Here is a 21,670-nt window from a genome sequence, read left to right as displayed (position 1 = left end):
GACCGGTGCTAGTTGCGGTTTATCCCGAATGATCGGCTCTGCAGTTTGAGCTTCCAGCGCTCCTCCATGGCCGCGATATCGCGGGTCGTCGAAAACGAACCCGCGACTTCCAGGATGCCGACGAGGTAATCCGACGCCGGACGATCGCGGAAACCGATCGCGTCTCCGCCGGCTGCTGCATGCGCCATCCAGCGGCCGAAGAAACCGTCGGCACCCTCCGCCATTCCGACATAATGCACGCGATCGCGCGGACAGGTCAGCGAATAGATGCCGTACGCGCAACGCAAAATAGCCTTCCAGCTCGGCGGCAGCGCCTCGATGGCGGACAGGGGTTCCAGAAATGCGGAATGTCCCGGATAAGGCGGCTCCTGCCCCGACGTTCGGATCTCACGGACGTCGTATCCCGATTTCGTCGCAAGTCGACGCCAGTTGCGGCCGATCGGCCAATCGATATGCAGCCGCCCCCGAAGATCGTCGAGCGCCGGCAACCGGTCGAGCGTATAGACATCGTAAGGCGCTCCATCGATCACGCCGCCACGAAGATGGTCGGGGATGACCGAAGGGGCCGGCGACACCTGCAGATTTTGGTACAGCCCAACGAACATCGTCCCCCCATCGGGGCTCGCCACGAAACTCGCCCAAATCGGGCTGGAGAAATGAGCACGCTGGCTGGCCTTTTGAACCGTTTGCCACGCTTCGAAAGCGTCTCGATCGGCAAACCAGGCGGCATAGGGCGTTCGTCCCACCGCGTTATGATGGCGCAGCAGCCGGACAGAGCCAGCATCGATGCCTTGCGTTGCCAACAGATCGGCGAACGCGAGCGGCACCTAGCCGGCGTCCGTATCAGCGGTATCCGCCCCCGCCGCCGGCCGTTCGAACCAGGCCTCGACCTCGCCCGACAGTTTCAGCGTCAGCGGGTTGCCCTTGCGGTCGACCTTCTTCCCCAACGCGACCTTGATCCACCCTTCGGAGCGCGAATATTCCTCGACGTCGCGGCGCTCGGCGCCCTTGAACCGGATGCCGATCCCGCGTGCGAGCAGCGCCTCGTCGAAATAGGGACTGCGCGGGTTGGTCGACAGGCGATCCGGTGGGATGTCGGCGAGCGGGGTATCGGTCATCCGCCCCGCCTAGAAGAAAACGCCCCGCCGCCGCCACAAAAAAAGGCGCGGGAGACATGCTCCCGCACCCCTTGCGATCCCAGTCCTCGCTGCTCAGTTGCAGACGCGGACCGGTACGTTCTGACCGTAATACGGGTCCCAATGCCACTGGTTCCAGCAACGCGGCGCATAATAACCGCGCGGATAACCGTAATAGCCGGGTCCCGGACCATAATAGCCGCGGCCATAATAGCCGCCATTGTAATAGCCGTTATGGTTGCTGGCGATCGCCGCACCGACGCCCAGCCCGACGAGCCCGCCGAGTACCGCTGCGCCGCCGGCACCGATCCCGCCGCGACCATGATAGCCATAGCCACCATGATATCCGCCGCGATAGCCACCGCCGTAACGCTGTGCGTCCGCCGGAGCCGCTGCCGTCAGCGCGGTTGCCGCCAACGCGATGCCCAGACCCGCCTTCTTCAACAATCCGTTCATTTCGAGCCTCCTCAATTTCGCCCGGTCCGCATCGGATATAACGCACTAGGTGCGACCGTGTTTCAGCGAATAGGCGAGTCGGCCTGAACCGACCCGGAATGCGTCGTTAAGTTGAGGTTTATGCTGGGGGAAGCGCGGCGTCCGGTACGCGGTGGCCGCGGCTCCACGGATGCGAAGCTGTGCCGCGGAAGCGGGCACGGGGGGTCGCAGGACGGCGGGTCGCCCGCTTGGTCCAGCGCCATACCGCCGCAACGGCCTCGAGTTGGTCGCATCTGACTCCCGCCGCGGCGGGGCGGCGTCGCAGCCTGTGCGGCGACCTTAGCCAGTTAGCCTCCTTCCGCTCGTTCGCGTCCAGATATCGCTTCCGCAGCCGGATCGGTTTCGCCGTCACCTTGATCTATTATCGTCCTCGGTATGAACGATTGTCTGCTCTAGCGCGGAACGTTTAGGAGCCTGAGACGGACACACTCCGAACCTAACGCAATCCATCTTACCAAACGCGCTCGACGCCAAACCCGTCGAACAGCTTCTCGTTCGAGACGAGCGCTACCCCCTCGCTGTTGGCCTGCGCGATCAGCAGTCGGTCAAACGGGTCGCCGTGCGGGTAAGGCAGCCTTCCCGCCCGCGCCGCGTGTTCGACCGTGATCGACAAAAACGTGAAGCCGAACGGCGCGAGCGCGGCCTCGAAATCGGGGATCAGGACGACGGCTTCCGGCAGCTTGCCGATGCGGTGCCTGGTCGTGATCTCGAACGCGGACGCAGCGCTGACGATCTTCTCGTTCGTGGCGTCGGCGATCGCAGCGCGTGCGCGCATCGACAGTCGCGGGTTATCGCCGAGCGCCCACAGCAACGCGTGGGTGTCGAGCAACAGCCTCAAGTGAGGCCCCAGTCCTTGAGTTCGTCGTCAGACAGCGGCGCGAACACTGAGTCGTCGATATCGAACTGGCCCTCGAACGCGCCCAGCAGCGGCTTCTTTGCCGCTGGCGCCTCGCGGACCAGTCGCACCACCGGCTCCTTGTTCCGCGCGATCACCACCTCCTCGCCCGCGAGCACGCGCTCGATCAGGCGGGACAGGTGAGTCTTGGCTTCATGGACGCTGACGGTTGCTGTCATAGATGCCAGGTTAGTCTATAGGCTGACTAAGGGCAAGCGGCACCCGCCGCGGCAAAGCCGCGTCGTCGGTCCTCGCCCAAGCGAAGTCGGGCGGGCGGGCAGGCCGCGGCGAGGCCGTGCCGCAGCGGCTTGGTGCGGCCCGCCTTATGCCGTGACCTTCGCGCGGCTCGCCTTCTTCCGCTCGTTCGCGTCCAGATGCCGCTTGCGCAGCCGGATCGACTTCGGCGTCACCTCGACCATCTCGTCGTCGTCGATATAGGCGATCGCCTGTTCCAGCGTCGCGCGCTTGGGCGGGGACAGGCGGACCTGGTCGTCCTTGCCGCCCGATGCGCGGAAGTTGGTCAGCGCCTTCGTCTTCATCGGGTTGACCTCGAGATCGTCGGGCTTCGCGTTCTCGCCGACGATCATGCCCTCGTACAGCGTCTCGCCATGGCCGATGAACAGGATGCCGCGCTCCTCCAGCGGGCCGAGCGCATAGCTGTTCGCCTCGCCCGATCCGTTCGAGATCAGCACGCCGTTCTTGCGGCCCTCGATCTTGCCCTTGTGGGGGCCGTATTTCTCGAACAACCGGTTCATGATGCCGGTGCCGCGCGTGTCGGACAGGAACTCGCCGTGGTAGCCGATCATGCCGCGGCTCGGCGCGGAGAAGGTGATCCGCGTCTTGCCGCCGGTCGACGGGCGCATGTCGGTCATCTCGCCCTTGCGCAGGTTCATCTTCTCGACGACCGTGCCCGAATGTTCGTCGTCCACGTCGATGATGACGGTCTCGTACGGCTCGGTCTTCTGGCCGTTCTCGTCCTCGCCGAACAGCACGCGCGGGCGGCTGATGCCGAGTTCGAAGCCTTCGCGGCGCATCGTCTCGATCAGGACGCCGAGCTGCAATTCGCCGCGGCCGGCGACTTCGTAGCTGTCGCGGTCGGACGCTTCGGTCACCTTCACCGCGACGTTCGATTCCGCCTCGCGGAACAGGCGGTCGCGGATCATCCGGCTCGTGACCTTCGTGCCCTCGCGCCCCGCCATCGGGCTGTCGTTCACCGCGAAGCGCATCGACAGCGTCGGCGGATCGATCGGCTGCGCGTGCAGCGGCTCGGTCACCTGCGGATCGGCGATGGTGTTGGCGACGGTCGCGATCGACAGCCCGGCCAGGCTGATGATGTCGCCCGCCTTCGCCTCCTCGACGGGCACGCGGTCCAGGCCGTGGAAGGACAGGATCTTCGACGCACGGCCGGTCTCGACGATCTTGCCGTCGTTATCCAGCGCGTGGATCGGCTGGTTGATCCTCACCGTGCCCGAATTGACCCGCCCGGTCAGGATGCGGCCCAGGAACGGATCGCGGTCGAGCAGCGTGACGAGGAAGGTGAACGGCACGTCCTCGACCTCGACCTTGGGCGCGGGCACATGGGACACGATCGTCTCGAACATCGGGATCAGCGTGCCTTCGCGCGCGTCCATGTCGGTCGAGGCGTAGCCGTTGCGGCCCGACGCGTAGAGCACGGGAAAATCGAGCTGATCGTCGTTGGCGTCGAGCGAGACGAACAGGTCGAACACCTCGTCGAGCACTTCCTGGATGCGCGCGTCGTTGCGGTCGACCTTGTTGACGACGACGATCGGCTTCAGGCCGAGCGCGAGCGCCTTGCCGGTGACGAATTTGGTCTGCGGCATCGCGCCTTCGGACGAATCGACCAGCAGGACGACGCCGTCAACCATGCTGAGGATGCGCTCCACTTCGCCGCCGAAATCGGCGTGGCCGGGCGTATCGACGATGTTGATGCGGATGCTTTCGGATGCGCCCGGCGGAGTCCAGTCGACCGACGTCGGCTTCGCAAGGATCGTGATCCCGCGCTCTTTCTCCAGGTCGTTGGAATCCATCGCCCTTTCCTCGATCCGCTGATTGTCGCGGAAGGTGCCGGACTGGCGGAACAGCTGATCGACCAGGGTCGTCTTGCCGTGATCGACGTGCGCAATGATCGCCACGTTACGGAGGCTCATGGGAATTCCTGATTGTCTTGGATGTCGGTCGGGCGCGCCCATAGCGCAAATGGTGCGTTGCGGGAAGGGTCGGGCGCGGCGCATCACCAGATCGCGGTCGAGGCCTGCCACCTGTCCCCCACCCGCGGCATTCCGCCCGTCGCTTCCCCGGCGTCGCCGCGCCACAGCCCCAGTTCCACGGGCAACGCCCGGTGATCGAACATCGTCGCACCGCTCCAGCCGACGAAGACCGACGAAAAACGCGCAAATCCTGCCGAAGCGATATCGCCCGTGAGCGCCGACCGCGCCCGCCGCCCCAACGCCGCGGCCGCCGGCCCCGTCAGCGGATCGAGCACGGGCGCAAGGACCAACAACGCGACGAGCGCCGGGTGGACGACATCGACCGACAGCCAGCCGTCGACATAGGCATGGTCCCCGAGCCCGAACGCCGCCAATCGATCGCCGACCTCGTCCGCCCGCTGCAGGGCCGACACGCCCAGCGCGCGCAACGCGCCGCCATCGCGTGCTTGCGCCGCTGCGATCACCGTGCCGACGCCCGCGAGGTCCCGCTCGGTCGGCGACCAGTTAAAGCCGTGATAGACGACGCCCATCGCCGACGACTACCGCGCCGCGCTCACTTCTGGCAATTTTGGAGCGACCCGTTGACGATGGACGCGACGGCCGGGAAATTATCGGCATTATATTTGAAGACGAGCGCGGCATTCGCCTGCGCCTTGCTGTTGCTCGGTCCGAGCGTGACTCTGGTGATCGACCAGTGGCCCGCCGGATCATTGTCGAATACCGCGGGCCAGGGGCTTGCCGACGCGGGCTGCTGGACGCCCTGGGGCAATGTGACCGGGATCGTACCCCCACCATTGACCGGCACGGGTACGTTCGGTGCGTTCACCTCCAGCTTCAGCCAGCACGCGCGCGAGTTGTCGGTCACGCTGCCGAACGACAGCGTCCCGCCGGAGATACCGAAATTGCCGGCGCTCCAGTCGACATGACCGCTATTCGCGTCGGCCGGCAAGCCGCGATAGATGTAGACCGTGCCCGGGACCGGCGCGGGCGGCAGCGCAACCGGCGCGACCGGGGCTTGCAGCATATGCTCGGCGACGGGCGCGGCCGGAGCGCTGGGATGCGGTTGCGGCGCGCATCCCGCGAGCAGGACGATTGGAAGGATGGCGGCGGCGCCGACGGTGCGGATCATGATGGGCTCTCCCGTTGATGCGCGATGCTCGGCAGGCGCGGGGTGCCGGTAAAGCCGGGGCGCATCCGGAATGGCGGTGCCTGGCGCGCGCATCTCGGGCGGCTCGATCCGTTTCGGGCCATTCATTCGCGCACACGCCAAGGTCGTGCCGCTTGCGCGCACTGGGTGTACTATTTACATGACACACTTGAATGAAGCCGCGGTTCGCGTCAGGGTGATACATCCGCAAGGAGGAATGTGATGGCGACGACGGCAGACACGATAACCGCCGAACCCGCTCTGGTGCTGACGCCACCCGATCCGGTTCCCGTGGTCGCGGCCGCCCGGGCGTCGGGCCTGGTGCCGGTCGACGATGCGAAGAAATCCGAACTCGACGCGCGGGTCGACGGCTTCGTGACCGATCTGGTCGCGCAGGACGTCAACTCGCCCGAATTCGGCAAGCGCGTCGATGCGATCACCGCGATGGGCGCGAAGGAAATTCGCGCCGCGGCGGGCCAGTCGAACCGCTTCCTCGATCGCCCGGTCCGCGCGATGGACAAGGAAACGGGGGTCGGTGCCGACCTGGCCGAACTGCGCCGCACGATCGAGAAGCTCGATCCCGGCAAGCAGGGCAAGCTGTCGGGCCCGCGCAAGATCCTCGGCATCATCCCGTTCGGCGGCAAGCTGAATACCTATTTCGACAGCTACGAATCCTCGCAGACGCATATCTCCGGCATCCTGAAGAGCCTGGCCTCGGGCAAGGACGAGCTGCTGATGGACAATGCCGCGATCGACACCGAACGCGCGAACCTGTGGACCGCGATGGGGCGGCTGGAACAGATGATCCATCTGACCCGCACGATGGACGCGAAGCTGGAGGAGAAGGCCGACGAGCTGGACGCGACCGACCCCGCCAAGGCGAAGGCGCTGCGCGAGACCGCCTTGTTCTACACCCGCCAGCGCAGCCAGGACCTGCTGACGCAGATGGCGGTGACGGTGCAGGGCTATCTCGCGCTCGACCTCGTGAAGAAGAACAATGTCGAGCTGGTGAAGGGGGTCGATCGCGCGTCGACCACCACCGTCTCCGCGCTTCGTACCGCAGTGACGGTCGCGCAGGCGCTGACCAACCAGCGGCTCGTGCTGGAACAGATCACGCAGCTGAACACGACGACCGCGAACATCATCGAATCGACCGGCAAGCTGCTCGCGTCGAACACCGCGCAGATCCACGAACAGGCCGCCGCCGCGACGATCCCGCTCGAGACGCTGCAGCGCGCGTTCCAGAATATCTACGACACGATGGACGCGATCGACACGTTCAAGCTGAAGGCGCTCGACAGCATGAAGACGACGGTCGACGCGCTCGGCAACGAGGTCGAGAAGTCGAAGGGCTATATCGCGCGCGCCGAGGGCGCACAGCAGAGTGCGCTGAAGGGTCCGACGGACACGTACCGACTGGAGGCGATGTAATCCCGTGAGCGATGTCGACGACGCCATTGCAAGCGCGCGCGCCTCCTGGTCGCGGATCAGCGAGGGGCATGACGGACCGGCCTTGCCCCGCCCCCGCCGCGGCCAGGGTCGCGCGATCGGGCGGCGGCTCACGCGGATCGCCGCCGCCGATGCCGCGATCCTGGTAGCGGCGTTCGTGGTGGGCCTCATCATGCCGATCGGGATCATGGGCGCGGTGCTGGTGATGGCGGCGCTGCTCGCCGCCACGCTGCTGCTCGCGGTCTGGCCGCAGGACCGCGCGCCGCCGCCCGAGAAGCTGCGCACGGTCGATATCCGCGCGCTGCCCGCGCAGACCGAACGCTGGCTGGATGCGCAGCGTCCCGCCCTGCCCCCGCCCGCGCGCGCGATGGTGGACCGGATCGGTACCCGGCTCGATGCACTGTCGCCGCAACTGGCGCGAGTGGACGGCGATACCGAGGATGCGCTGGAACTGCGCCGCCTGATCGGCGAGCAGCTGCCCGCCTTCGTCGCCGATTACGCGCGCGTTCCCGCGACGCTGCGCCAGGTCGAGCGCAACGGCCGCACCCCGGACGGCGAACTGGTCGACGGGCTGAAGCTGATCGAGCACGAGATCGGCCAGATGACGCAGCGGCTGGCGGAGCATGACCTCGACAGCCTCTCGACGCGCGGACGGTTTCTCGAGATGAAATATCAGGATGACGGCGACGTCGCCGGGGAGACGAAATGAAGGCACAGACACTGCGCAAGGTCCGCTTGTTCCACAATTATCTCGCGGTGTTCTTCGCACCCGCGATCCTGTTCTTCGCCTTCACCGGCGGGTTGCAGACCGCGGAATTGCACGAACGACATGGCGACACCGCGCCGCCGCGCTGGATCGTCGCGATCGCCGATCTGCACAAGCACCAGACGATCGGCGGTCACAAGCGCCCGGATGGCGCGGCGGCTGGCCCCGGTGGCGGCAAGCCCCACGACGCGGGCGCACCTGCCCCGACGGCGCGCGGCGGCGGCGACCACGACGAAGGCTTCGTCGCCGAAAAGCCCTTCGTGGTCCTGCTGGCCCTCGCGCTGTTCGTGACGACCGCACTCGGTCTCGTCATCGCGGTCGCGACGCCATCGACCCGGCGGATATCCTTGGTGCTGATTGCCGCTGGGGTCGTGGTGCCGGTGCTGCTGCTGCTTTAGATATCGGAAAACGCGATCATGGGGGCGTGGGGCGCGATCATCATGGGTTTCTTCGGGGCGGTGTTCGCGGCGCTCACGATGCATTGGCAGTGGCATGCGGCCGGGCTGCCGCTAACGATCCCCTTCACCGTTTTCGCGGCGATCGCCCTTGCCGCGGCTCATGTGATCCGTCTGCCGGGCACCGGCATCGTCCCGTCCGAACGAGCCAGGCGCGCCATCATGTGGAGCAGTATCGCCGAGGGGATCGGCTTGTTTCTCGCGGCGAATATCGTCATCAATCTGCACCGGCCCGATCTGCTGCTGCCCGCAATGGCGCTGGTCGTCGGACTGCATTTCCTGCCGATCGCCTTCGCCGCGACGTTCCGCCCGTTCTGCGTTTTGGGTGCAGCGCTCATTCTGTCGGCGATCGTCGGTTTGATCGCGCCCGCGCCGTTGGGTGGCGCATTGGCGGGTCTGACATCAGCGCTCGGCTTGTGGACCGCAGCCATCATCGCCGTGCGCCGCGACTGGCGTGCCAAGCGGGGGGTCGGGGTGACGATTTAACCCGTATCGCGACTAAGGTTTACCCCAATGCCGCCGCCGCCCGTCCGGCCAGCCGCGACACCGCCGCGCCGTGGATCCCGGGCGCACAGGCAAGCACCCCGAAGGCCTGCGGGTCGGGTTTGTTGAAGCCGAGCGCCCCGCCCAGCGCATCGCTGACCGATGCCCCCGCCTCGCCCGCCACCAGCACCGCCGCGGCGATGTCCCATTCATGGCCCCAGCGAAGCGTCGCGACCAGGTCCGCCTCGTCCGCCGCCACCATCGCGATGCGCAGCGCGATCGAATTGGGTTTTTCGACCAGCACGAAATCGCGGTCCGCCTTGGGCAAGGCGTCCGCGGGCACCCGCGCACCAGCTAAAACCCCGAGCGATCCCGCCGCCAGCGCCACGCCGTTGCGCGATGCCCCCGCGCCCGCCACCGCGATCCAGCGTTCGCGCCGCGCGGGCGCGTCGAGCACCGCGACCACCGGTCGGCCATCTTCGACCAGCGCCACCGACACGCACCAGCCGCGCCGCCCGCGGATATAGTCGCGGGTCCCGTCGATCGGATCGACCACCCACACCCGGTCGCACGCCAGCCGCGAAGGGTCGTCCGCGGTCTCCTCCGACAACCAGCCCGCATCCGGGATCAGCGCGCCAAGCCGCGCGCGCAGCATCCGGTCGACGTCGAGATCGACCTCGCACACCGGGCTGCCCTCGTCCTTCTCCCACATGCGGAACTCGGTGCGCCAACGCGCGAGCGCCATCTGCCCGGCCTCCGCCGCCGCGGCGGCGATCGCCTGCGCCAGCGCAGGCGTATCAGCCACTCGCCACCGTCATCCCGTCGATCCGGATCGTCGGCACGTTGACCCCGTAGCGGAATTCCAGATCGTTCGCGGGCGTCAGCGCCAGGAACATGTCCTTCAGATTGCCCGCGATCGTGAACTCGGCGACCGGCCCGGCGATCTGCCCGTTCTCGATCCGGAAGCCCGCCGCGCCGCGGCTGTAATCGCCCGTCACGCCGTTGACGCCCATCCCGATCAGTTCGGTCACGTAAACGCCAGACGCGATGTCCGCGATGAGCGTATCGGGCGGTACGTAGCCCGCGGCCATGTACAGATTGCTGGTCATCACCCCCGGCGCACCGCCGATCCCGCGCGCGGCGTGGCCGGTCGGCTCCAGCCCCAATTGCCGCGCCGAGGCCGAATCGAGCAGCCAGGTCTCCAGCATCCCGTCCTCGACGATCGCGGTCGGCGATACCGGCAGCCCCTCGCCATCGAACGGTCGCGACCTGAGCCCGTGCGGGCGATGCGGATCGTCGGCGATGGTCATCCCCTCGGCGAACACCCGCGTGCCGAGCGCATCCAGCAGGAAACTGGTCTTGCGCGTGATCGCCTGCCCGCCGATCGCGCCGATCATATGCCCGAGCAGCGACGAACCGACACGCGGGTCGTAGATCACGGTCATCGGTCCGCTCGCGAGCCGCCCCGGATTGATGCGCGCCACCGCGCGCTCGCCCGCGCGCCGGCCGATCGCGTCGGGTGCGTCGAGATGCGCGCGGCGGCGGGCGGCGGTGTGCGCGTAATCGCGCTGCATCGCGCCGCCCTCCCCCGCCAGCACGCTCGCCGACAAGCCGTGCGAGGTCGTCGCATAGGCACCCGCGAACCCGTGGCTCGTCGCGACCGCCCAGACGCCGCGCGACGCACTCGCCCCGCCGCCTTCGCTGTTGGTCACGCCCGGTACCGCACGCGCCGCATCCTCCGCCGCCAGCGCGGCATCGCGCAGCGTCTCCGGCGAGACATCCGCGCCGTCGTCCAGGTCGAGCAGCGGCGGATCGCCGTGCAGCAGCCGTTCCTGCGGCGCGAGCCCCGCCCACTCGTCCTCGGGTGCCTCGCGCGCCATCGCCACTGCGCGCTCGACGAGCTGCGTGAGCGAGGCGTCCGACAGATCCGACGTCGAGACGCTGGCGTTCCGGCGACCTACGAACACGCGCAAGCCCAGTTCGGCGCTTTCCGACCGACCGACATCCTCCAGCTTGCCGAGGCGCACGGACACGTCGAGCGAGGAATCGGCGGCAACGGCCGCGTCCGCGGCATCCGCGCCGGCCCTGCGGGCGCGGTCGACGATATCGGTGGCGCGCTGACGCGCGGTATCGGGTTCGAGCATGGAGGCGATCTAGGGACGCGAGGCGCGGAGCGCTAGCGGTCTCGTCCATGCCGGGCTCGTCCCGGGATCCAGGACCAGAAGCGCCATCGCTCGTCACTCGGGATGCCGGGACGAGCCCGGCATGACGGATAGGTTACCCCGCGCTCCCCACCACCACGCACGCGGCGAACACCAGCAGCCCCGCCACCCGGTTCGACCGGAACCGCGCCAGCGCATTCGCGCCATCCCCCGGGACCAGCGTCACGACCTGCCAGCCAAGATGCGCAGCCGCCGGCACCAGCGCCAGCAACGCGAACGGATCGGGCCGCACCAGCCAGACCGCCGCCGCCCACAGCACCACCGCCGCTGCGTAGAACCCGGCGACCCCGCCGCGCACGTGCCCCCCCATCCGCAGCGCGGACGATCGCACGCCGATCAGCGCATCGTCCTCCCGGTCCTGCAGCGCATAGATCGTATCATAGCCGATCACCCATGCGATCGACCCCCCGTACAGCAGCCACATCGGTGCCGACAGATCGCGCGCCACCTCGCTCCAGCCGACCAGCAGCGCCCAGGAGAACACGATCCCGAGCCATGCCTGCGGCCACCACGTGATCCGCTTCATGAACGGATAGGCCGCAACGGGCGCGAGGCTGGCCAGGGCGACGATCGCCGCGAGCGGGTGCAGCTGGAGCAGCACGACCAGCCCGACCAGGCACAGCACCGCCAGCCAACCCCAGGCGAGCCGCATCGACACCAGCCCGCTCGGGATCGGCCGCGCCCGCGTCCGCGCGACCTGCGCGTCGAGATCGCGGTCGACGATGTCGTTGTAGACGCACCCCGCGCCGCGCATCGCGATGCTGCCGAGCAGCAGCCAGAGGATCAATCGCCAATGCTCGGCGATCCCGCCCGCCAGCGCGACGCCCCATGCGCCCGGCCAGAACAGCAGCCACCATCCGATCGGCCGATCGAAGCGGGCGAGCAGGGCGAGGCCCCGCATCCCTGGCGGCAGGCGGCCGACGAGGCTGCGATGTTCGCTGTCGGGGACGATATCGACCATGTCGTCCCTTGCCCCGGCAGGGGCCATCCGAACAAGCTCCGCCTTCGTCCCGCCTTCAAGTCGTGCGAGAGCGCACGCATGATCGGACTTTCCGTCGCCGTCGGCCGCTTCGTGGAGGCGCTGTTCTGGGCCATCCTGCGCGCGGGCGGCGTGGTCGGCCTTGCGGTGCTGGGCGGCCTCGCGGTGCTGGTGGTGGTGGGGCTGGTGCTGCGCGGGGTATGGCGACGGCGGTGATCGGCGCGTTGCGACCATGGTCGCAACGCCTTTCACCGACTCATAAGTCAATAGCAGATACCCACCCCGGCGAAGGCCGGGGCCCAGTTGCGAGACGATCGTGGCGCAGCGATACCCTCGCTCACATCAACCTCGACAACTGGGCCCCGGCCTCCGCCGGGGTGGGGATTATGCGCGTTCATTCCGTAATCGCGCCGGGGACCCAAGCCCGCGTTCCGCATGACGCGGCACCGAACCCACGCTACCACCGCCCCATGACCGCCATCCCCGCCTGGCCCCCGCGCTCCACCGCGCGGCTGTTCGTCGAGACCCCGCTCGCCCCCGGTCCCTTAACCATCGACGGCCCCCAGGCGCATTACCTCGTCGGCGTCATGCGGATGAAGGTCGGCGATCCGCTCAAGCTGTTCGACGACGCGACCGGCGAATGGCTCGCCATCGCCCGCGATGTCGGGCGGCGGCACGTGTCGCTGGACGTAACCGATCACCTCGCCGCGCGCGAACCCGTCCCCGATCTGTGGCTGTGCGCCGCGCCCATCAAGAAGGGCCGGATCGACTGGGTGGCGGAAAAGGCGTGCGAGCTGGGCGTGGCGCGCTTCGTCCCCGTCGTCACGCGGCGGACGATCGTCGACAAGACCAACACCGACCGGCTGCGCGCGCACATGATCGAGGCCGCGGAACAATGCGGCCGCACCGCGCTGCCCGCGGTCGACGAACCGGTGAAGCTCGCCGCCATGCTGCGCGACTGGCTGCCCGAACGCGCGCTGTTCTTCGCCGACGAGACCGGCGGCGCGCCCGCGCTGGCGGCGATGCGCGACCGCCCCGGCCCCGGCGCGATCCTGATCGGCCCCGAAGGCGGCTTCGACGACGAGGAACGCGATCTGATCCGCGCACTGCCCGCCGCGACCGGCATCACCCTCGGCCCCCGCATCCTGCGCGCCGATACCGCGGCGGCGGCGGCGGTCGCGCTTTGGATGGCGGCGGTGGGGGACTGGTAGGACGGAATTTGGTGGAAACCAGACGTAGTTTCCTTGGGTCTCAACCAGCTAAACGTTGTCATTCGATGTAATCGCAGACTTCAAACTGAAAGAGCAGAACGCAGCGTAAATACAGAGGAAAAGCCAGAACCATCGCGGATCATCGGACCGATGAATTGACCCATGCTTCGCGGGCAAAGTACCGGTGATCAAGCCGAAGACAACGAAAAGTCCCCAACCGAGGGTACTCAAAATCCACCATTTACGACGGGTGGAGGTCGCCGTTCGTTCATCCGCCAACCTGTAATCCTTTATAATGAGAGCTTGCGCACGCTATGAGCAATCGCGAAAAGGTCAATCTATCAGGTGTGGGGATGTCTACAATTAGCGTTAGCGGCTTCTATAATTTCTTCTGCGTCGCCATTCACGGAAGAATAGTTGAACGAACTTAATCGGGATAAAGATCGCGATTGCGATCATCAGGAGCGCTAAGATACCCAACCCAATGACGAACCAAGGATCCTCGTTACCCATTCGACAAAGCTAGCAGATCGTGGGTAGCCCGCAATTGGCGAAACCCGTCGTTGCGAGCAGCCTAGCGGCGAAGCAACCCAGCTTTCGTCCTGCGCACCGGATCGCTTCGCTACACCCGCACGACCGCACGACCGCACGCACGAATTCCCTGTCCTACATCCGCAGCCGATAAGAAGGTCGCCCGATGCCTTCGACCCGCTTCGACTCCACCCCCGAACGCTCTCCCCGCCGACCCTCGGCGCGCGATGTGGAGGATGCGATGGCAGTCCTCCACTTCCTCCACTTCCGCGGCGTAAGTCCCTGTTTTCCCACAGTCCGGGTAAACCGTCTCGAGGACCCGATCGCCACCCCTAGCGCCCCCGTTCATCGCAGCGTAAGGCGCGCGCCATGACGACCGCCGCGCCAAAGCCGATCATCGAAACCCGCGACCAGCTGATCGAGAGCTTCGCGCGCGGCGAGAAGCCGAAGGATCGCTGGCGGATTGGCACCGAGCACGAGAAGTTCGTCTACGCCCTCTCGGATCATCATGCGCCGTCCTATGACGAGCCGGGCGGCATCCGCGACCTGCTGACCGAGCTGGAACCGCATGGCTGGAAACCGGTATACGAGGGCGACAACGTCATCGCGATGTCGGGCGCGGACGGCAGCATCAGCCTGGAACCCGCAGGCCAGTTCGAACTGTCGGGCGCGCCGCTCGACAATCTGCACCAGACCTGCGCCGAGACGGGCCGCCACCTGGAACAGGTGAAGGCGGCGGGCGAGAAGCTCGGCATCGGGTTCCTGGGCCTCGGCATGTGGCCCGACAAGACCCGCGCGGAGCTGCCGGTGATGCCCAAGGGCCGCTACGCGATCATGCGCGCGCACATGCCGCGGGTGGGAACGATGGGCCTCGACATGATGCTGCGCACCTGCACGATCCAGGTGAACCTGGACTATGCGTCCGAAGCGGACATGGTGAAGAAGTTCCGCGTCGGCCTCGCGCTGCAGCCGCTCGCGACCGCCTTGTTCGCGAATTCGCCGTTCCTGGAAGGGAAACCCAACGGATATCTGTCGTACCGAAGCCATATCTGGTCGGACACCGACCCCGCACGCACCGGTATGTTGCCCTTCGTGTTCGAGGACGGGTTCGGGTACGAACGCTATGCCGAATATGCGCTCGATGTGCCGATGTACTTCGTCTGCCGCGAAGGGCGGTATATCGATGCCGCCGGACACAGTTTCCGCGATTTCCTGAAGGGGGAATTGGCGGTCCTGCCCGGCGAGAAGCCGACGATGGACGACTGGACCGACCATCTGTCGACCGCTTTTCCCGAGGTGCGTCTGAAGACCTTCCTCGAAATGCGCGGTGCGGATGGCGGCCCCTGGAACAAGATCTGCGCGCTGCCCGCGCTCTGGGTCGGGCTGCTCTACGATCAGGGCGCGCTCGATGCGGCGTGGGACCTCGTCAAGGACTGGGAGATCGACGACCGCCAACGTTTGCGCGATGCGGTGCCGAAGCTGGCGCTCGACGCGCCTTTGCCGGGGGGCGGACGGTTGCGCGACATCGCGGGCGCGGTGCTCGACATCGCCGGTGCGGGACTGGCGGCGCGGGCGCGGACCAATGGTGCTGGCGACGACGAGACCGGGTTCCTGGAGCCGTTGCGCGATATCGTGCGATCGGGAAAGGTGCCGGCGGAGACGCTGCTCGACCGGTATTACGGCGTCTGGGGCGAAGACCTGTCGAAGGTTTACGCGGAAGAGAGTTTCTAGAACCGCACCACCGCCCGCTTCGCCCATGCAAACGCCCGCGGCACCGGGGCATTGCGCTCCATCCAGTCGCTATAGTCGCGGTATGCCGGATCGAGCGACAGATGCGCCTCCTCGGTCTTCGCGCGCCAGTAATAGACCCCGCTGACCGCCGCCATCATCAGCGTCGCGCGCACCGCGTCGAAGCCGCTGCCCATCGTCAGCACCGGCACCGTCGTCAGCCACCACAGGCAATTCTTCGCGAGATACGCCGGATGCCGCGTGAAACGATACGGCCCGTGCGTCAGGATGCCGCGATTGGTGAGGTTCGAGAAACGCGGCCCGAACGCGACCGTCGCCCAGGCATAGAGACCTGCCAGCACGACCAGCACCACGCCGACCGCGTACAACAGCACGGGATGCCGCTGGAACCAGAAAACCCAGTCGCGCGCGCCGATCGAATAATCCAGCGGCAGGCCGTTCCCCATCATGGCTGTAGGCGGATAGCAGATCAGCGCCGCCATCCACGCCGCCGCGAACGGGTTCGCGCTGCGGATATGCGAATCGAGCGGGCGGAAGGTCAGGATATAGCCGACCGTCGCGAAGATCATGTCGATCACGAACATGAACGCGATCGCCAGATTGGCGAGCGCGACCGGATTGCGCAGCACCGCCGGCCCGATCCCGCGGACGAACGCGCCGTAACCGCCGGGCACCCCCGCCAGCATGAAGGCCAGGAAGAAGGTCTTGACCGCCCAGGTCCGCAGATGCGCCGAGACCGCGCCGGGTTCGATCCCCGGCTGCCCCGTCAGCCACGCGCCCAACGCCCAGGCCCCGTCGCGCGGCTCCACCAGATGACGGTCGAGCCACAGCACATAGGGGATCGAGGCGACGAACAGGACCGGCGCGGCGACCGTGAAGCACGACATCGCGAACTGGAAATTGCCGGTCCAGTAGAATCGGAACGTCCCGTAGATCAGCGCCATCCCCGCCCAGGTCGCCCAGTAACCGGCGAGCTTCGTCAGGCTGGTGTCGAGCGACGCCCGCCAGCCGCGCGGGGCGGACCAGTCGATTCCGGTCGTCGGACTGCGATGCACCTTGTCCACCAGCAGCGACCAGCCGGCCATGACGACCGCGCAGGCCGCCAGATCGACCAGCGCCGAATAGGGACCATCCAGCCCGTACCAGCAGGCGATGCCGAGCCAGCCCAGCAAGCCGGTCAGCCCCGCCAGCCCGGCACCGGTAGTGACCGCGGACGCGGGCCGCGGGTCGGTCTTCGATTGCGATGCCAAAGCGAGATCGTGATACATAAGCCAGGGTCTAGCGCGAAATTGGTAAGGAAGCCGTGAACCATCCCGGCTTGCGATCCGCCCCCCCTCCGCGCTGCCACGACGGATACGGGTATGGCGCAATGGTAGTGCAGCCGCCCTCTAGGTTATCGCGAATGCGACAAATGCGAGGCTCCCTGCGCCAAGCGCCGACGCTTTGTCGCCAGCCAAGTAATGACCTGGCTTTTGCTTGCAGAACACCTACCCCGGTCTCTCGCGACCATGGCAAGCCGCTTTCTAACGATCACTATGGTTGGCGGGTGCGAAGGTCAGATCGTACTCGCGCTCGCCGGTTGTGAAGGGCGGGCCCGGAACGGCGGTAAGGGCACCATCCATCGCGATAGCGAAGCCATAGATCGCACCCGGTTTGCCATCGACGGGGTTGGAGATGGCTAAAGATATTGGCCGCCGGGACTGAGCGCGAGGCGGAACGCGGAAGGAACAGCGGTGCCGCTGCCTGACGCCGTGATGCCGCCCGTGCCGTCCAGTCGATAGCCCTGGACCTTGTTGTCATCGCTGCTCGCGAGATAGAGGAAGTTGCCTGAAGGCGTGATCACACCAGACCGGGCATAGCCGGGCGTCGCAAAGGTGCCTGCTGGCGTCAGGCCCCCCAATGCGGCGACGCGGTAGACGCAGCCAAGGTCCTTGGCGTCAACTGGCGCAACGTAGAGTAGCTTTCCATCGAGGCTGAGGGTCGTGCTCAACGGCCGTATCGGTGTCGCTACCTTCGACGAAAGCTGCGGACGTTGCGGATCTGCCAAGGAAATGACCGCGATGGAAGGAACAGCGTCGCTGCCCTGGCCCGTGTTCGGCACGAACGGGAACTTGCCATCGGGCGTGATCGCGGAGGTGAAGCCGGCCTGCACGTTGATGCCGAGCGACTGGCCCTGCGCCGCGCCCGGTGCAAGGCTGAAATGGCTGACCGTCGAACCGGGTGCGTAAAGGTCGGACCCGTTCGGATGAAAAATCAGGTCGCCACCTCCGGGAGACGCTATCAGCCTTGAGGGCGTCGGCGCACCTGTGGTGGTCGACAGGTCGTAGAGCGTCAGGTCGGCACGAGAGATATTCTGGACCTGATCGAGCAGGGTGGACATCGACACAAGCAACTGGTGTCCCGACGGCCTCGCCTTGACATAGAAGACGTACGTGTCCGCGGCCGCGGAAAGCCCGCCTTGCAGCGACTGGCGGCCGGTGGCGGCATCGAACGCGAAATATTCCAGCCGGCCGACGCCAGCATCGGCGGCCGTGTGAGGAACTGCGGCATAGGCGAACGTCGAGGCCGATGTCGTGCAGACTACGATGATTGTGAGTACGTCCGCGTTCCCGACGACTCCTGCACCATTCTGGACGCCACATGTCTGGCTTGGAGCGCTGGGCTGCGTTCCAATGGTGATGCTGTAGCTTGCCCCGCTTGCGAGCTGCGCGGGCAGAACGAAGCTCCCGTTGGCCGCGACCGACAGGGTGTCGGCACCGTTCCTCAGCGTAAGGCCGGTACCCGACAGACCGGACACGGTCCCGCCCACTGCAAAGGTCGTCGATGTCGGGGATCCCGACGTTCCGTCGCCGCCGCAGCTCGCGACGAGCACTGACAGACAAAGCACGAAGCTTGCCCGGTGCTCGCCTGCAGGAACGCGATTGGTCGAGAAGCACCGTCCGACATGGTAATGGATCCCGTTAGCGTTCCTATTCTTCCCTACGCCCGATAGCTCAGGTCACAACGGCAATGGCAGTCAATGCGAAGTCGTCGCCACGCTAAAGCAGTTCGCGCTTCGAAGAGCGGCCTCCAGGCATCGTGACGGTGCTCGCCGATGGTGTGCAAGGGCTGCTCGCACGACCGTGGTGCATATCCAGCAGGTCTATGTTGACCATATGCGTGTCGTCGTGCCACTGAGCGGACGCATCGCCGCGAGACAATCCGGCAGCCAACGCTAGAACCGTGCGATGACAACGGCTAGCGGGTATAGTACAATGGTAGTACAGCAGCCTTCCAAGCTGAATACGCGGGTTCGATTCCCGCTACCCGCTCCACCGGCATCGGCCCAGTCCCGGCACGCGGCGAAGGCGACCGATCCGGTCCCGACGCCGTCTTATCATTTAGTAAATGGGCGTCGCGACGAACTTGCTATCCTTGATGCATACGTTCCCCCCGAGCACTTTGAACTGGCGTCCCGTTCATCCCCCTTCCCCGGAACGGGACGCCTTTTTGAGGGCTAATCGGCGTCCTTCTCTATGCTGATCCCGATCCGCTTCAGCAGCTCGAGCGATTCGTGCATCCGCGTCTTCGACTCACCAGACAGCGCGGCGACCTCGGTCTTGATCTCCTCGGCGGAGTGGACGACGTCCAGCGCCTGCTGCGTCGTCAATTCCCCGGCCTCGACGAGGGCGTGCAGGATGCTTTCCGCCAGGATCAGCGCAGCCTGGCCATGTGCGTCGGGCTCCCCCGCCCGCGCGGGCGGGTCGATCGCAAAATTGTCGTTGGCGCGATGTGGCATGATGATCCGCCTGCCTCGAGTTTGGTGGAAGGATTGCATTTATCGGCCGAAAGCGCGCGAAATCGGCACCGACGACCGGGCTGCACTGGACCTTATCCCGACAAGCGACCACAACAACGGTCTATGTCGGCCTGAACATGGATCAGTCAGGATAGGTGCCGCCTCAGCATCGGAAAGGCCGCGCATGGCAAACGCCTTCGTCGAGAAGCTTCGGGGCTACGCGCCCATTTCCGGCATGGACGAGGCGTATCTCGAGGATCTGTGCCGCAGGCCACGCAAATTCCCCGCGCATTACGACCTGATTCTCGAAGGGGACTTGCCGGGTCCGGTGTTCGTCGTCCTGTCCGGATGGGCATGCCGCTACAAGATCCTGCCCGGTGGCAGCCGCCAGATCATCTCGTTCCTGATGCCGGGCGATTTCTGCGACATGCACGTGGCGGTCCTGGCCGAGATGGATCATAGCATCGCGACGCTGACCGGCGCGCAGGTGGTAACGATCGCGGGCAGCAAGATGGAGGCGCTGCCCGACGAACGCCCCGATCTCGTCCGGGCATTCTGGTGGACGCAACTGGTCGATGAAGGCGTGCTGCGCGCGACGATCGTCAGCATGGGTCGACGGACCAGTCTCGAACGGGTCGCCCACTTGCTGTGCGAACTGTGTTTCCGCATGCGCAACATCGGCATCGCGACGGACAAGAGCTTCGTGATGCCCTTCACCCAGATCGTGCTTGCAGACGCCGTGGGGCTGACGCCCGTCCACGTGAACCGGGTGGTCCGCAAGCTCCGGTCGCTCGGCGCGCTCGATCTCGGTGTCGGGACGCTCATCGTCGCCGACATCATGCTGCTCGCGCAGATCGCGGGGTTCGACGACAATTACCTGCATCGCCGGTTGCGGCCGCGTATCGCCGCAAACGGATAGGCGGGTCGAGGAAAGACTATCCGGCTGCGGGCCAACACGCATTGGCTTACGCCTCGCGCGCGGCGCCAGCGACATTTGCGCGCAGACGCAGTTCGCCCGCCAGATCGGCATAGCGTCGCGCCATCGCAAGGTGGATTCCGCGAATGGCCGGTTCTGCTGCCGCCTCCGACATCGCGATCGCCGCGCGCTGCCGATCGCGATAAAATTCGGTGTCATCGTTGTTCCGCATGATCAATCTCCAGCCGACGAGTCGTGGATACGGCATGCGCACCAGGGCTTGTTGATCATTGTCTATCGACGGCGACTGACGCTCGAGTCTTTTCGGTGCAGCCGGATGACTGTCGATCCGGTCGCCGGCCTACCCCTCATAATCGCTGCACAGCGACACTATATTAACGATGCGGGGGCTCTGGCCCAAGGACGTATCATGAAAAAGCACAACGGCATTCTGGTCTCGGCTTTCGGCATCGCGCTGTTGGCCGCGACACCGGCCATGGCGCAGCGTGGCGGCGGTGGCCATGGCGGCGGCGGTCACGGCGGCGGTGGTGGTTTTCACGGCGGTGGCGGCGGCTTCCATGGCGGCGGCGGCGGTTTCGCGCGTGGCGGCGGCGGCAATTTCAACGGCGGGTTCCGCGGCGGTGGCGCGTTCGCGCAAGGCTCTCGTGGCGGCTACCGTGGCGGATCCCATTACCGCGGTGGCTATGGCGGCCATTATGGCTACCCGTACGGGATCGGGTATGGCGGCTATGGGTACAACGGCTATTACGCCGAAGATGGCTGCGGCCTGGTATGGAACCCGCGCTACCGCCGCTATCTGCCGCTATGCTATTGATGCTGGGCGGGCGGTCGCTCGATCGCCCGCCAATGATCGTCTTAACAGATGACGCGTTCGCACGTGGCGAAAGCCGAGGTGTGTGCGATGCCCGGCCCCGTTAACATTTGATCATCGGCCGACCTGGCACGATGTCATATCGGCACCCAGAGGATGCCCCGTGCGCCCCAGGCCGCAAAGCGGCCGGGGTGCCCGCACAGACGGGATGGCGCCGGTGGCATCTGCCTCCATGCGCGTATTCACCTTTCAGCAAGCGAGCGCGCTGCGATATCCGGAGGTTTGCAGGGCTGTATCGAACCAATACTATAAGCCCTTCGTTTCACATGGTTTTGCCGAATGTCCGATCGTGCCCCACGGCGTGGTGTAGCTTCGCCGGTGTGATCACGGCGATCTCC

General features: G+C 66.2%; 24 protein-coding genes and 1 tRNA gene. 10 read left to right on the top strand and 15 right to left on the bottom strand.

Translation table 11 applies throughout. The annotated features are described in order from the left end of the window. Window positions 1–8: 8 nt before the first annotated feature. From ACFE7D_RS02855 to ACFE7D_RS02820, 8 genes are all read right to left on the bottom strand, one after another. Window positions 9–629 (bottom strand): GIY-YIG nuclease family protein, encoded by a 621-nt coding sequence (locus ACFE7D_RS02855; protein WP_375393918.1) that lies wholly within the window; start codon window positions 627–629, stop codon window positions 9–11. A gap of 198 nt (window positions 630–827) precedes the next feature. Next, on the bottom strand, window positions 828–1,118 hold the full coding sequence (locus tag ACFE7D_RS02850) for a DUF3297 family protein (RefSeq protein WP_375393917.1): 291 nt from the start codon (window positions 1,116–1,118) through the stop codon (window positions 828–830). A gap of 93 nt (window positions 1,119–1,211) precedes the next feature. Continuing rightward, window positions 1,212–1,592, bottom strand: a complete 381-nt coding sequence (locus ACFE7D_RS02845; protein WP_375393916.1) for a hypothetical protein — start codon at window positions 1,590–1,592, stop codon at window positions 1,212–1,214. A gap of 490 nt (window positions 1,593–2,082) precedes the next feature. Continuing rightward, the gene (locus ACFE7D_RS02840; RefSeq protein ID WP_375393915.1) at window positions 2,083–2,469 is read right to left on the bottom strand and encodes a type II toxin-antitoxin system VapC family toxin; all 387 of its coding nucleotides are present in this window, start codon (window positions 2,467–2,469) and stop codon (window positions 2,083–2,085) included. Then, complete coding sequence (locus tag ACFE7D_RS02835) at window positions 2,466–2,705, bottom strand: type II toxin-antitoxin system Phd/YefM family antitoxin (RefSeq protein WP_375393914.1); 240 nt, start codon at window positions 2,703–2,705, stop codon at window positions 2,466–2,468. Before ACFE7D_RS02835 ends, ACFE7D_RS02840 begins: the two co-directional genes overlap by 4 nt. Before the next feature lie 144 nt (window positions 2,706–2,849). Beyond that, the gene (typA, locus tag ACFE7D_RS02830; RefSeq protein WP_375393913.1) at window positions 2,850–4,694 is read right to left on the bottom strand and encodes a translational GTPase TypA; all 1,845 of its coding nucleotides are present in this window, start codon (window positions 4,692–4,694) and stop codon (window positions 2,850–2,852) included. Between the two features lie 83 nt (window positions 4,695–4,777). Beyond that, window positions 4,778–5,284 carry a hypothetical protein gene (locus ACFE7D_RS02825; protein WP_375393912.1) on the bottom strand — a complete coding sequence of 169 codons (507 nt, stop codon included), beginning with the start codon at window positions 5,282–5,284 and terminating at the stop codon, window positions 4,778–4,780. A 23-nt stretch (window positions 5,285–5,307) separates the two neighbouring features. After that, window positions 5,308–5,883 (bottom strand): hypothetical protein, encoded by a 576-nt coding sequence (locus tag ACFE7D_RS02820; protein ID WP_375393911.1) that lies wholly within the window; start codon window positions 5,881–5,883, stop codon window positions 5,308–5,310. A 240-nt stretch (window positions 5,884–6,123) separates the two neighbouring features. Here ACFE7D_RS02820 and ACFE7D_RS02815 point away from each other — a divergent pair, with 240 nt between their 5' ends. Genes ACFE7D_RS02815 through ACFE7D_RS02800 form a run of 4 tightly spaced genes read left to right on the top strand, consistent with a single transcriptional unit; the run spans window position 6,124 to window position 9,057 of the window. Next, on the top strand, window positions 6,124–7,332 hold the full coding sequence (locus ACFE7D_RS02815; RefSeq protein WP_375393910.1) for a toxic anion resistance protein: 1,209 nt from the start codon (window positions 6,124–6,126) through the stop codon (window positions 7,330–7,332). A gap of 4 nt (window positions 7,333–7,336) precedes the next feature. Then, window positions 7,337–8,059, top strand: coding sequence for a hypothetical protein (locus ACFE7D_RS02810; RefSeq protein WP_375393909.1), 723 nt, complete (start codon window positions 7,337–7,339; stop codon window positions 8,057–8,059). Beyond that, window positions 8,056–8,514 carry a hypothetical protein gene (locus tag ACFE7D_RS02805; RefSeq protein ID WP_375393908.1) on the top strand — a complete coding sequence of 153 codons (459 nt, stop codon included), beginning with the start codon at window positions 8,056–8,058 and terminating at the stop codon, window positions 8,512–8,514. The genes ACFE7D_RS02810 and ACFE7D_RS02805 overlap by 4 nt, the downstream gene beginning before the upstream one ends. Window positions 8,515–8,532: 18 nt before the next feature. After that, window positions 8,533–9,057 carry a hypothetical protein gene (locus ACFE7D_RS02800; protein WP_375393907.1) on the top strand — a complete coding sequence of 175 codons (525 nt, stop codon included), beginning with the start codon at window positions 8,533–8,535 and terminating at the stop codon, window positions 9,055–9,057. A 19-nt stretch (window positions 9,058–9,076) separates the two neighbouring features. Here the strand turns inward: ACFE7D_RS02800 and ACFE7D_RS02795 are convergent, their stop codons facing one another. The 3 genes from ACFE7D_RS02795 to ubiA all read right to left on the bottom strand — a co-directional run bounded on the left by ACFE7D_RS02795 (window position 9,077) and on the right by ubiA (window position 12,237). Then, the gene (locus ACFE7D_RS02795; RefSeq protein WP_375393906.1) at window positions 9,077–9,859 is read right to left on the bottom strand and encodes a 3'(2'),5'-bisphosphate nucleotidase CysQ; all 783 of its coding nucleotides are present in this window, start codon (window positions 9,857–9,859) and stop codon (window positions 9,077–9,079) included. Then, a complete protein-coding gene (locus tag ACFE7D_RS02790) occupies window positions 9,852–11,198 on the bottom strand; it encodes a TldD/PmbA family protein (protein WP_375393905.1) in 1,347 nt (448 codons plus the stop codon). Before ACFE7D_RS02790 ends, ACFE7D_RS02795 begins: the two co-directional genes overlap by 8 nt. A 133-nt stretch (window positions 11,199–11,331) precedes the next feature. Continuing rightward, window positions 11,332–12,237, bottom strand: a complete 906-nt coding sequence (gene ubiA / locus ACFE7D_RS02785) for a 4-hydroxybenzoate octaprenyltransferase (RefSeq protein ID WP_375393904.1) — start codon at window positions 12,235–12,237, stop codon at window positions 11,332–11,334. Between the two features lie 78 nt (window positions 12,238–12,315). Here ubiA and ACFE7D_RS02780 point away from each other — a divergent pair, with 78 nt between their 5' ends. The 3 genes from ACFE7D_RS02780 to ACFE7D_RS02770 all read left to right on the top strand — a co-directional run bounded on the left by ACFE7D_RS02780 (window position 12,316) and on the right by ACFE7D_RS02770 (window position 15,728). Further along, on the top strand, window positions 12,316–12,471 hold the full coding sequence (locus ACFE7D_RS02780; RefSeq protein ID WP_375393903.1) for a hypothetical protein: 156 nt from the start codon (window positions 12,316–12,318) through the stop codon (window positions 12,469–12,471). A 254-nt stretch (window positions 12,472–12,725) separates the two neighbouring features. Beyond that, window positions 12,726–13,466: a 16S rRNA (uracil(1498)-N(3))-methyltransferase gene (locus ACFE7D_RS02775; protein ID WP_375393902.1), complete on the top strand. Its 741-nt coding sequence runs from the start codon at window positions 12,726–12,728 to the stop codon at window positions 13,464–13,466. A gap of 900 nt (window positions 13,467–14,366) precedes the next feature. After that, entirely contained in the window at window positions 14,367–15,728 is a 1,362-nt protein-coding gene (locus ACFE7D_RS02770) for a glutamate--cysteine ligase (protein ID WP_375393901.1), read from the top strand. Here the strand turns inward: ACFE7D_RS02770 and ACFE7D_RS02765 are convergent. Further along, a complete protein-coding gene (locus ACFE7D_RS02765) occupies window positions 15,725–17,014 on the bottom strand; it encodes a methyltransferase family protein (RefSeq protein ID WP_375393900.1) in 1,290 nt (429 codons plus the stop codon). The two genes, ACFE7D_RS02770 and ACFE7D_RS02765, sit on opposite strands and share 4 nt — an antisense overlap. A 410-nt stretch (window positions 17,015–17,424) precedes the next feature. Next, window positions 17,425–18,543, bottom strand: a complete 1,119-nt coding sequence (locus ACFE7D_RS02760; RefSeq protein ID WP_375393899.1) for a hypothetical protein — start codon at window positions 18,541–18,543, stop codon at window positions 17,425–17,427. A 443-nt stretch (window positions 18,544–18,986) separates the two neighbouring features. On the opposite strand from ACFE7D_RS02760, the gene ACFE7D_RS02755 reads away from it, so the two are divergent. Continuing rightward, window positions 18,987–19,060, top strand: a tRNA-Gly gene (locus tag ACFE7D_RS02755). A gap of 182 nt (window positions 19,061–19,242) precedes the next feature. Here ACFE7D_RS02755 and ACFE7D_RS02750 read toward each other — a convergent pair. After that, entirely contained in the window at window positions 19,243–19,524 is a 282-nt protein-coding gene (locus ACFE7D_RS02750; RefSeq protein WP_375393898.1) for a hypothetical protein, read from the bottom strand. Window positions 19,525–19,708: 184 nt separating this feature from the next. Between ACFE7D_RS02750 and ACFE7D_RS02745 the strand changes: the two genes are divergently transcribed. Beyond that, window positions 19,709–20,443 (top strand): Crp/Fnr family transcriptional regulator, encoded by a 735-nt coding sequence (locus ACFE7D_RS02745; protein ID WP_375393897.1) that lies wholly within the window; start codon window positions 19,709–19,711, stop codon window positions 20,441–20,443. A 46-nt stretch (window positions 20,444–20,489) separates the two neighbouring features. Here the strand turns inward: ACFE7D_RS02745 and ACFE7D_RS02740 are convergent, their stop codons facing one another. Then, on the bottom strand, window positions 20,490–20,672 hold the full coding sequence (locus ACFE7D_RS02740; protein WP_375393896.1) for a hypothetical protein: 183 nt from the start codon (window positions 20,670–20,672) through the stop codon (window positions 20,490–20,492). Between the two features lie 198 nt (window positions 20,673–20,870). Here ACFE7D_RS02740 and ACFE7D_RS02735 point away from each other — a divergent pair, with 198 nt between their 5' ends. Next, a complete protein-coding gene (locus ACFE7D_RS02735; RefSeq protein ID WP_375393895.1) occupies window positions 20,871–21,275 on the top strand; it encodes a hypothetical protein in 405 nt (134 codons plus the stop codon). Window positions 21,276–21,670 lie beyond the last annotated feature (395 nt).

This window comes from uncultured Sphingomonas sp., assembly GCF_964244235.1.
GTDB lineage: Bacteria > Pseudomonadota > Alphaproteobacteria > Sphingomonadales > Sphingomonadaceae > Sphingomonas.
This window is presented reverse-complemented; position numbering and strand designations above follow the sequence as displayed.

Bases quoted from the DNA above. Each gene is read 5' to 3' on its own strand.
- ACFE7D_RS02800 (WP_375393907.1), top strand. From the start codon at position 8,533: ATGGGGGCGTGGGGCGCGATCATCATGGGTTTCTTCGGGGCGGTGTTC.
- ACFE7D_RS02805 (WP_375393908.1), top strand. From the start codon at position 8,056: ATGAAGGCACAGACACTGCGCAAGGTCCGCTTGTTCCACAATTATCTC.
- typA (WP_375393913.1), bottom strand. From the start codon at position 4,694: ATGAGCCTCCGTAACGTGGCGATCATTGCGCACGTCGATCACGGCAAG.
- ACFE7D_RS02775 (WP_375393902.1), top strand. From the start codon at position 12,726: ATGACCGCCATCCCCGCCTGGCCCCCGCGCTCCACCGCGCGGCTGTTC.
- ACFE7D_RS02835 (WP_375393914.1), bottom strand. From the start codon at position 2,705: ATGACAGCAACCGTCAGCGTCCATGAAGCCAAGACTCACCTGTCCCGC.
- ubiA (WP_375393904.1), bottom strand. From the start codon at position 12,237: ATGGTCGATATCGTCCCCGACAGCGAACATCGCAGCCTCGTCGGCCGC.
- ACFE7D_RS02750 (WP_375393898.1), bottom strand. From the start codon at position 19,524: ATGCCACATCGCGCCAACGACAATTTTGCGATCGACCCGCCCGCGCGG.
- ACFE7D_RS02850 (WP_375393917.1), bottom strand. From the start codon at position 1,118: ATGACCGATACCCCGCTCGCCGACATCCCACCGGATCGCCTGTCGACC.
- ACFE7D_RS02825 (WP_375393912.1), bottom strand. From the start codon at position 5,284: ATGGGCGTCGTCTATCACGGCTTTAACTGGTCGCCGACCGAGCGGGAC.
- ACFE7D_RS02740 (WP_375393896.1), bottom strand. From the start codon at position 20,672: ATGCGGAACAACGATGACACCGAATTTTATCGCGATCGGCAGCGCGCG.
- ACFE7D_RS02780 (WP_375393903.1), top strand. From the start codon at position 12,316: ATGATCGGACTTTCCGTCGCCGTCGGCCGCTTCGTGGAGGCGCTGTTC.
- ACFE7D_RS02845 (WP_375393916.1), bottom strand. From the start codon at position 1,592: ATGAACGGATTGTTGAAGAAGGCGGGTCTGGGCATCGCGTTGGCGGCA.
- ACFE7D_RS02735 (WP_375393895.1), top strand. From the start codon at position 20,871: ATGAAAAAGCACAACGGCATTCTGGTCTCGGCTTTCGGCATCGCGCTG.
- ACFE7D_RS02815 (WP_375393910.1), top strand. From the start codon at position 6,124: ATGGCGACGACGGCAGACACGATAACCGCCGAACCCGCTCTGGTGCTG.
- ACFE7D_RS02765 (WP_375393900.1), bottom strand. From the start codon at position 17,014: ATGTATCACGATCTCGCTTTGGCATCGCAATCGAAGACCGACCCGCGG.
- ACFE7D_RS02820 (WP_375393911.1), bottom strand. From the start codon at position 5,883: ATGATCCGCACCGTCGGCGCCGCCGCCATCCTTCCAATCGTCCTGCTC.
- ACFE7D_RS02745 (WP_375393897.1), top strand. From the start codon at position 19,709: ATGGCAAACGCCTTCGTCGAGAAGCTTCGGGGCTACGCGCCCATTTCC.
- ACFE7D_RS02790 (WP_375393905.1), bottom strand. From the start codon at position 11,198: ATGCTCGAACCCGATACCGCGCGTCAGCGCGCCACCGATATCGTCGAC.
- ACFE7D_RS02770 (WP_375393901.1), top strand. From the start codon at position 14,367: ATGACGACCGCCGCGCCAAAGCCGATCATCGAAACCCGCGACCAGCTG.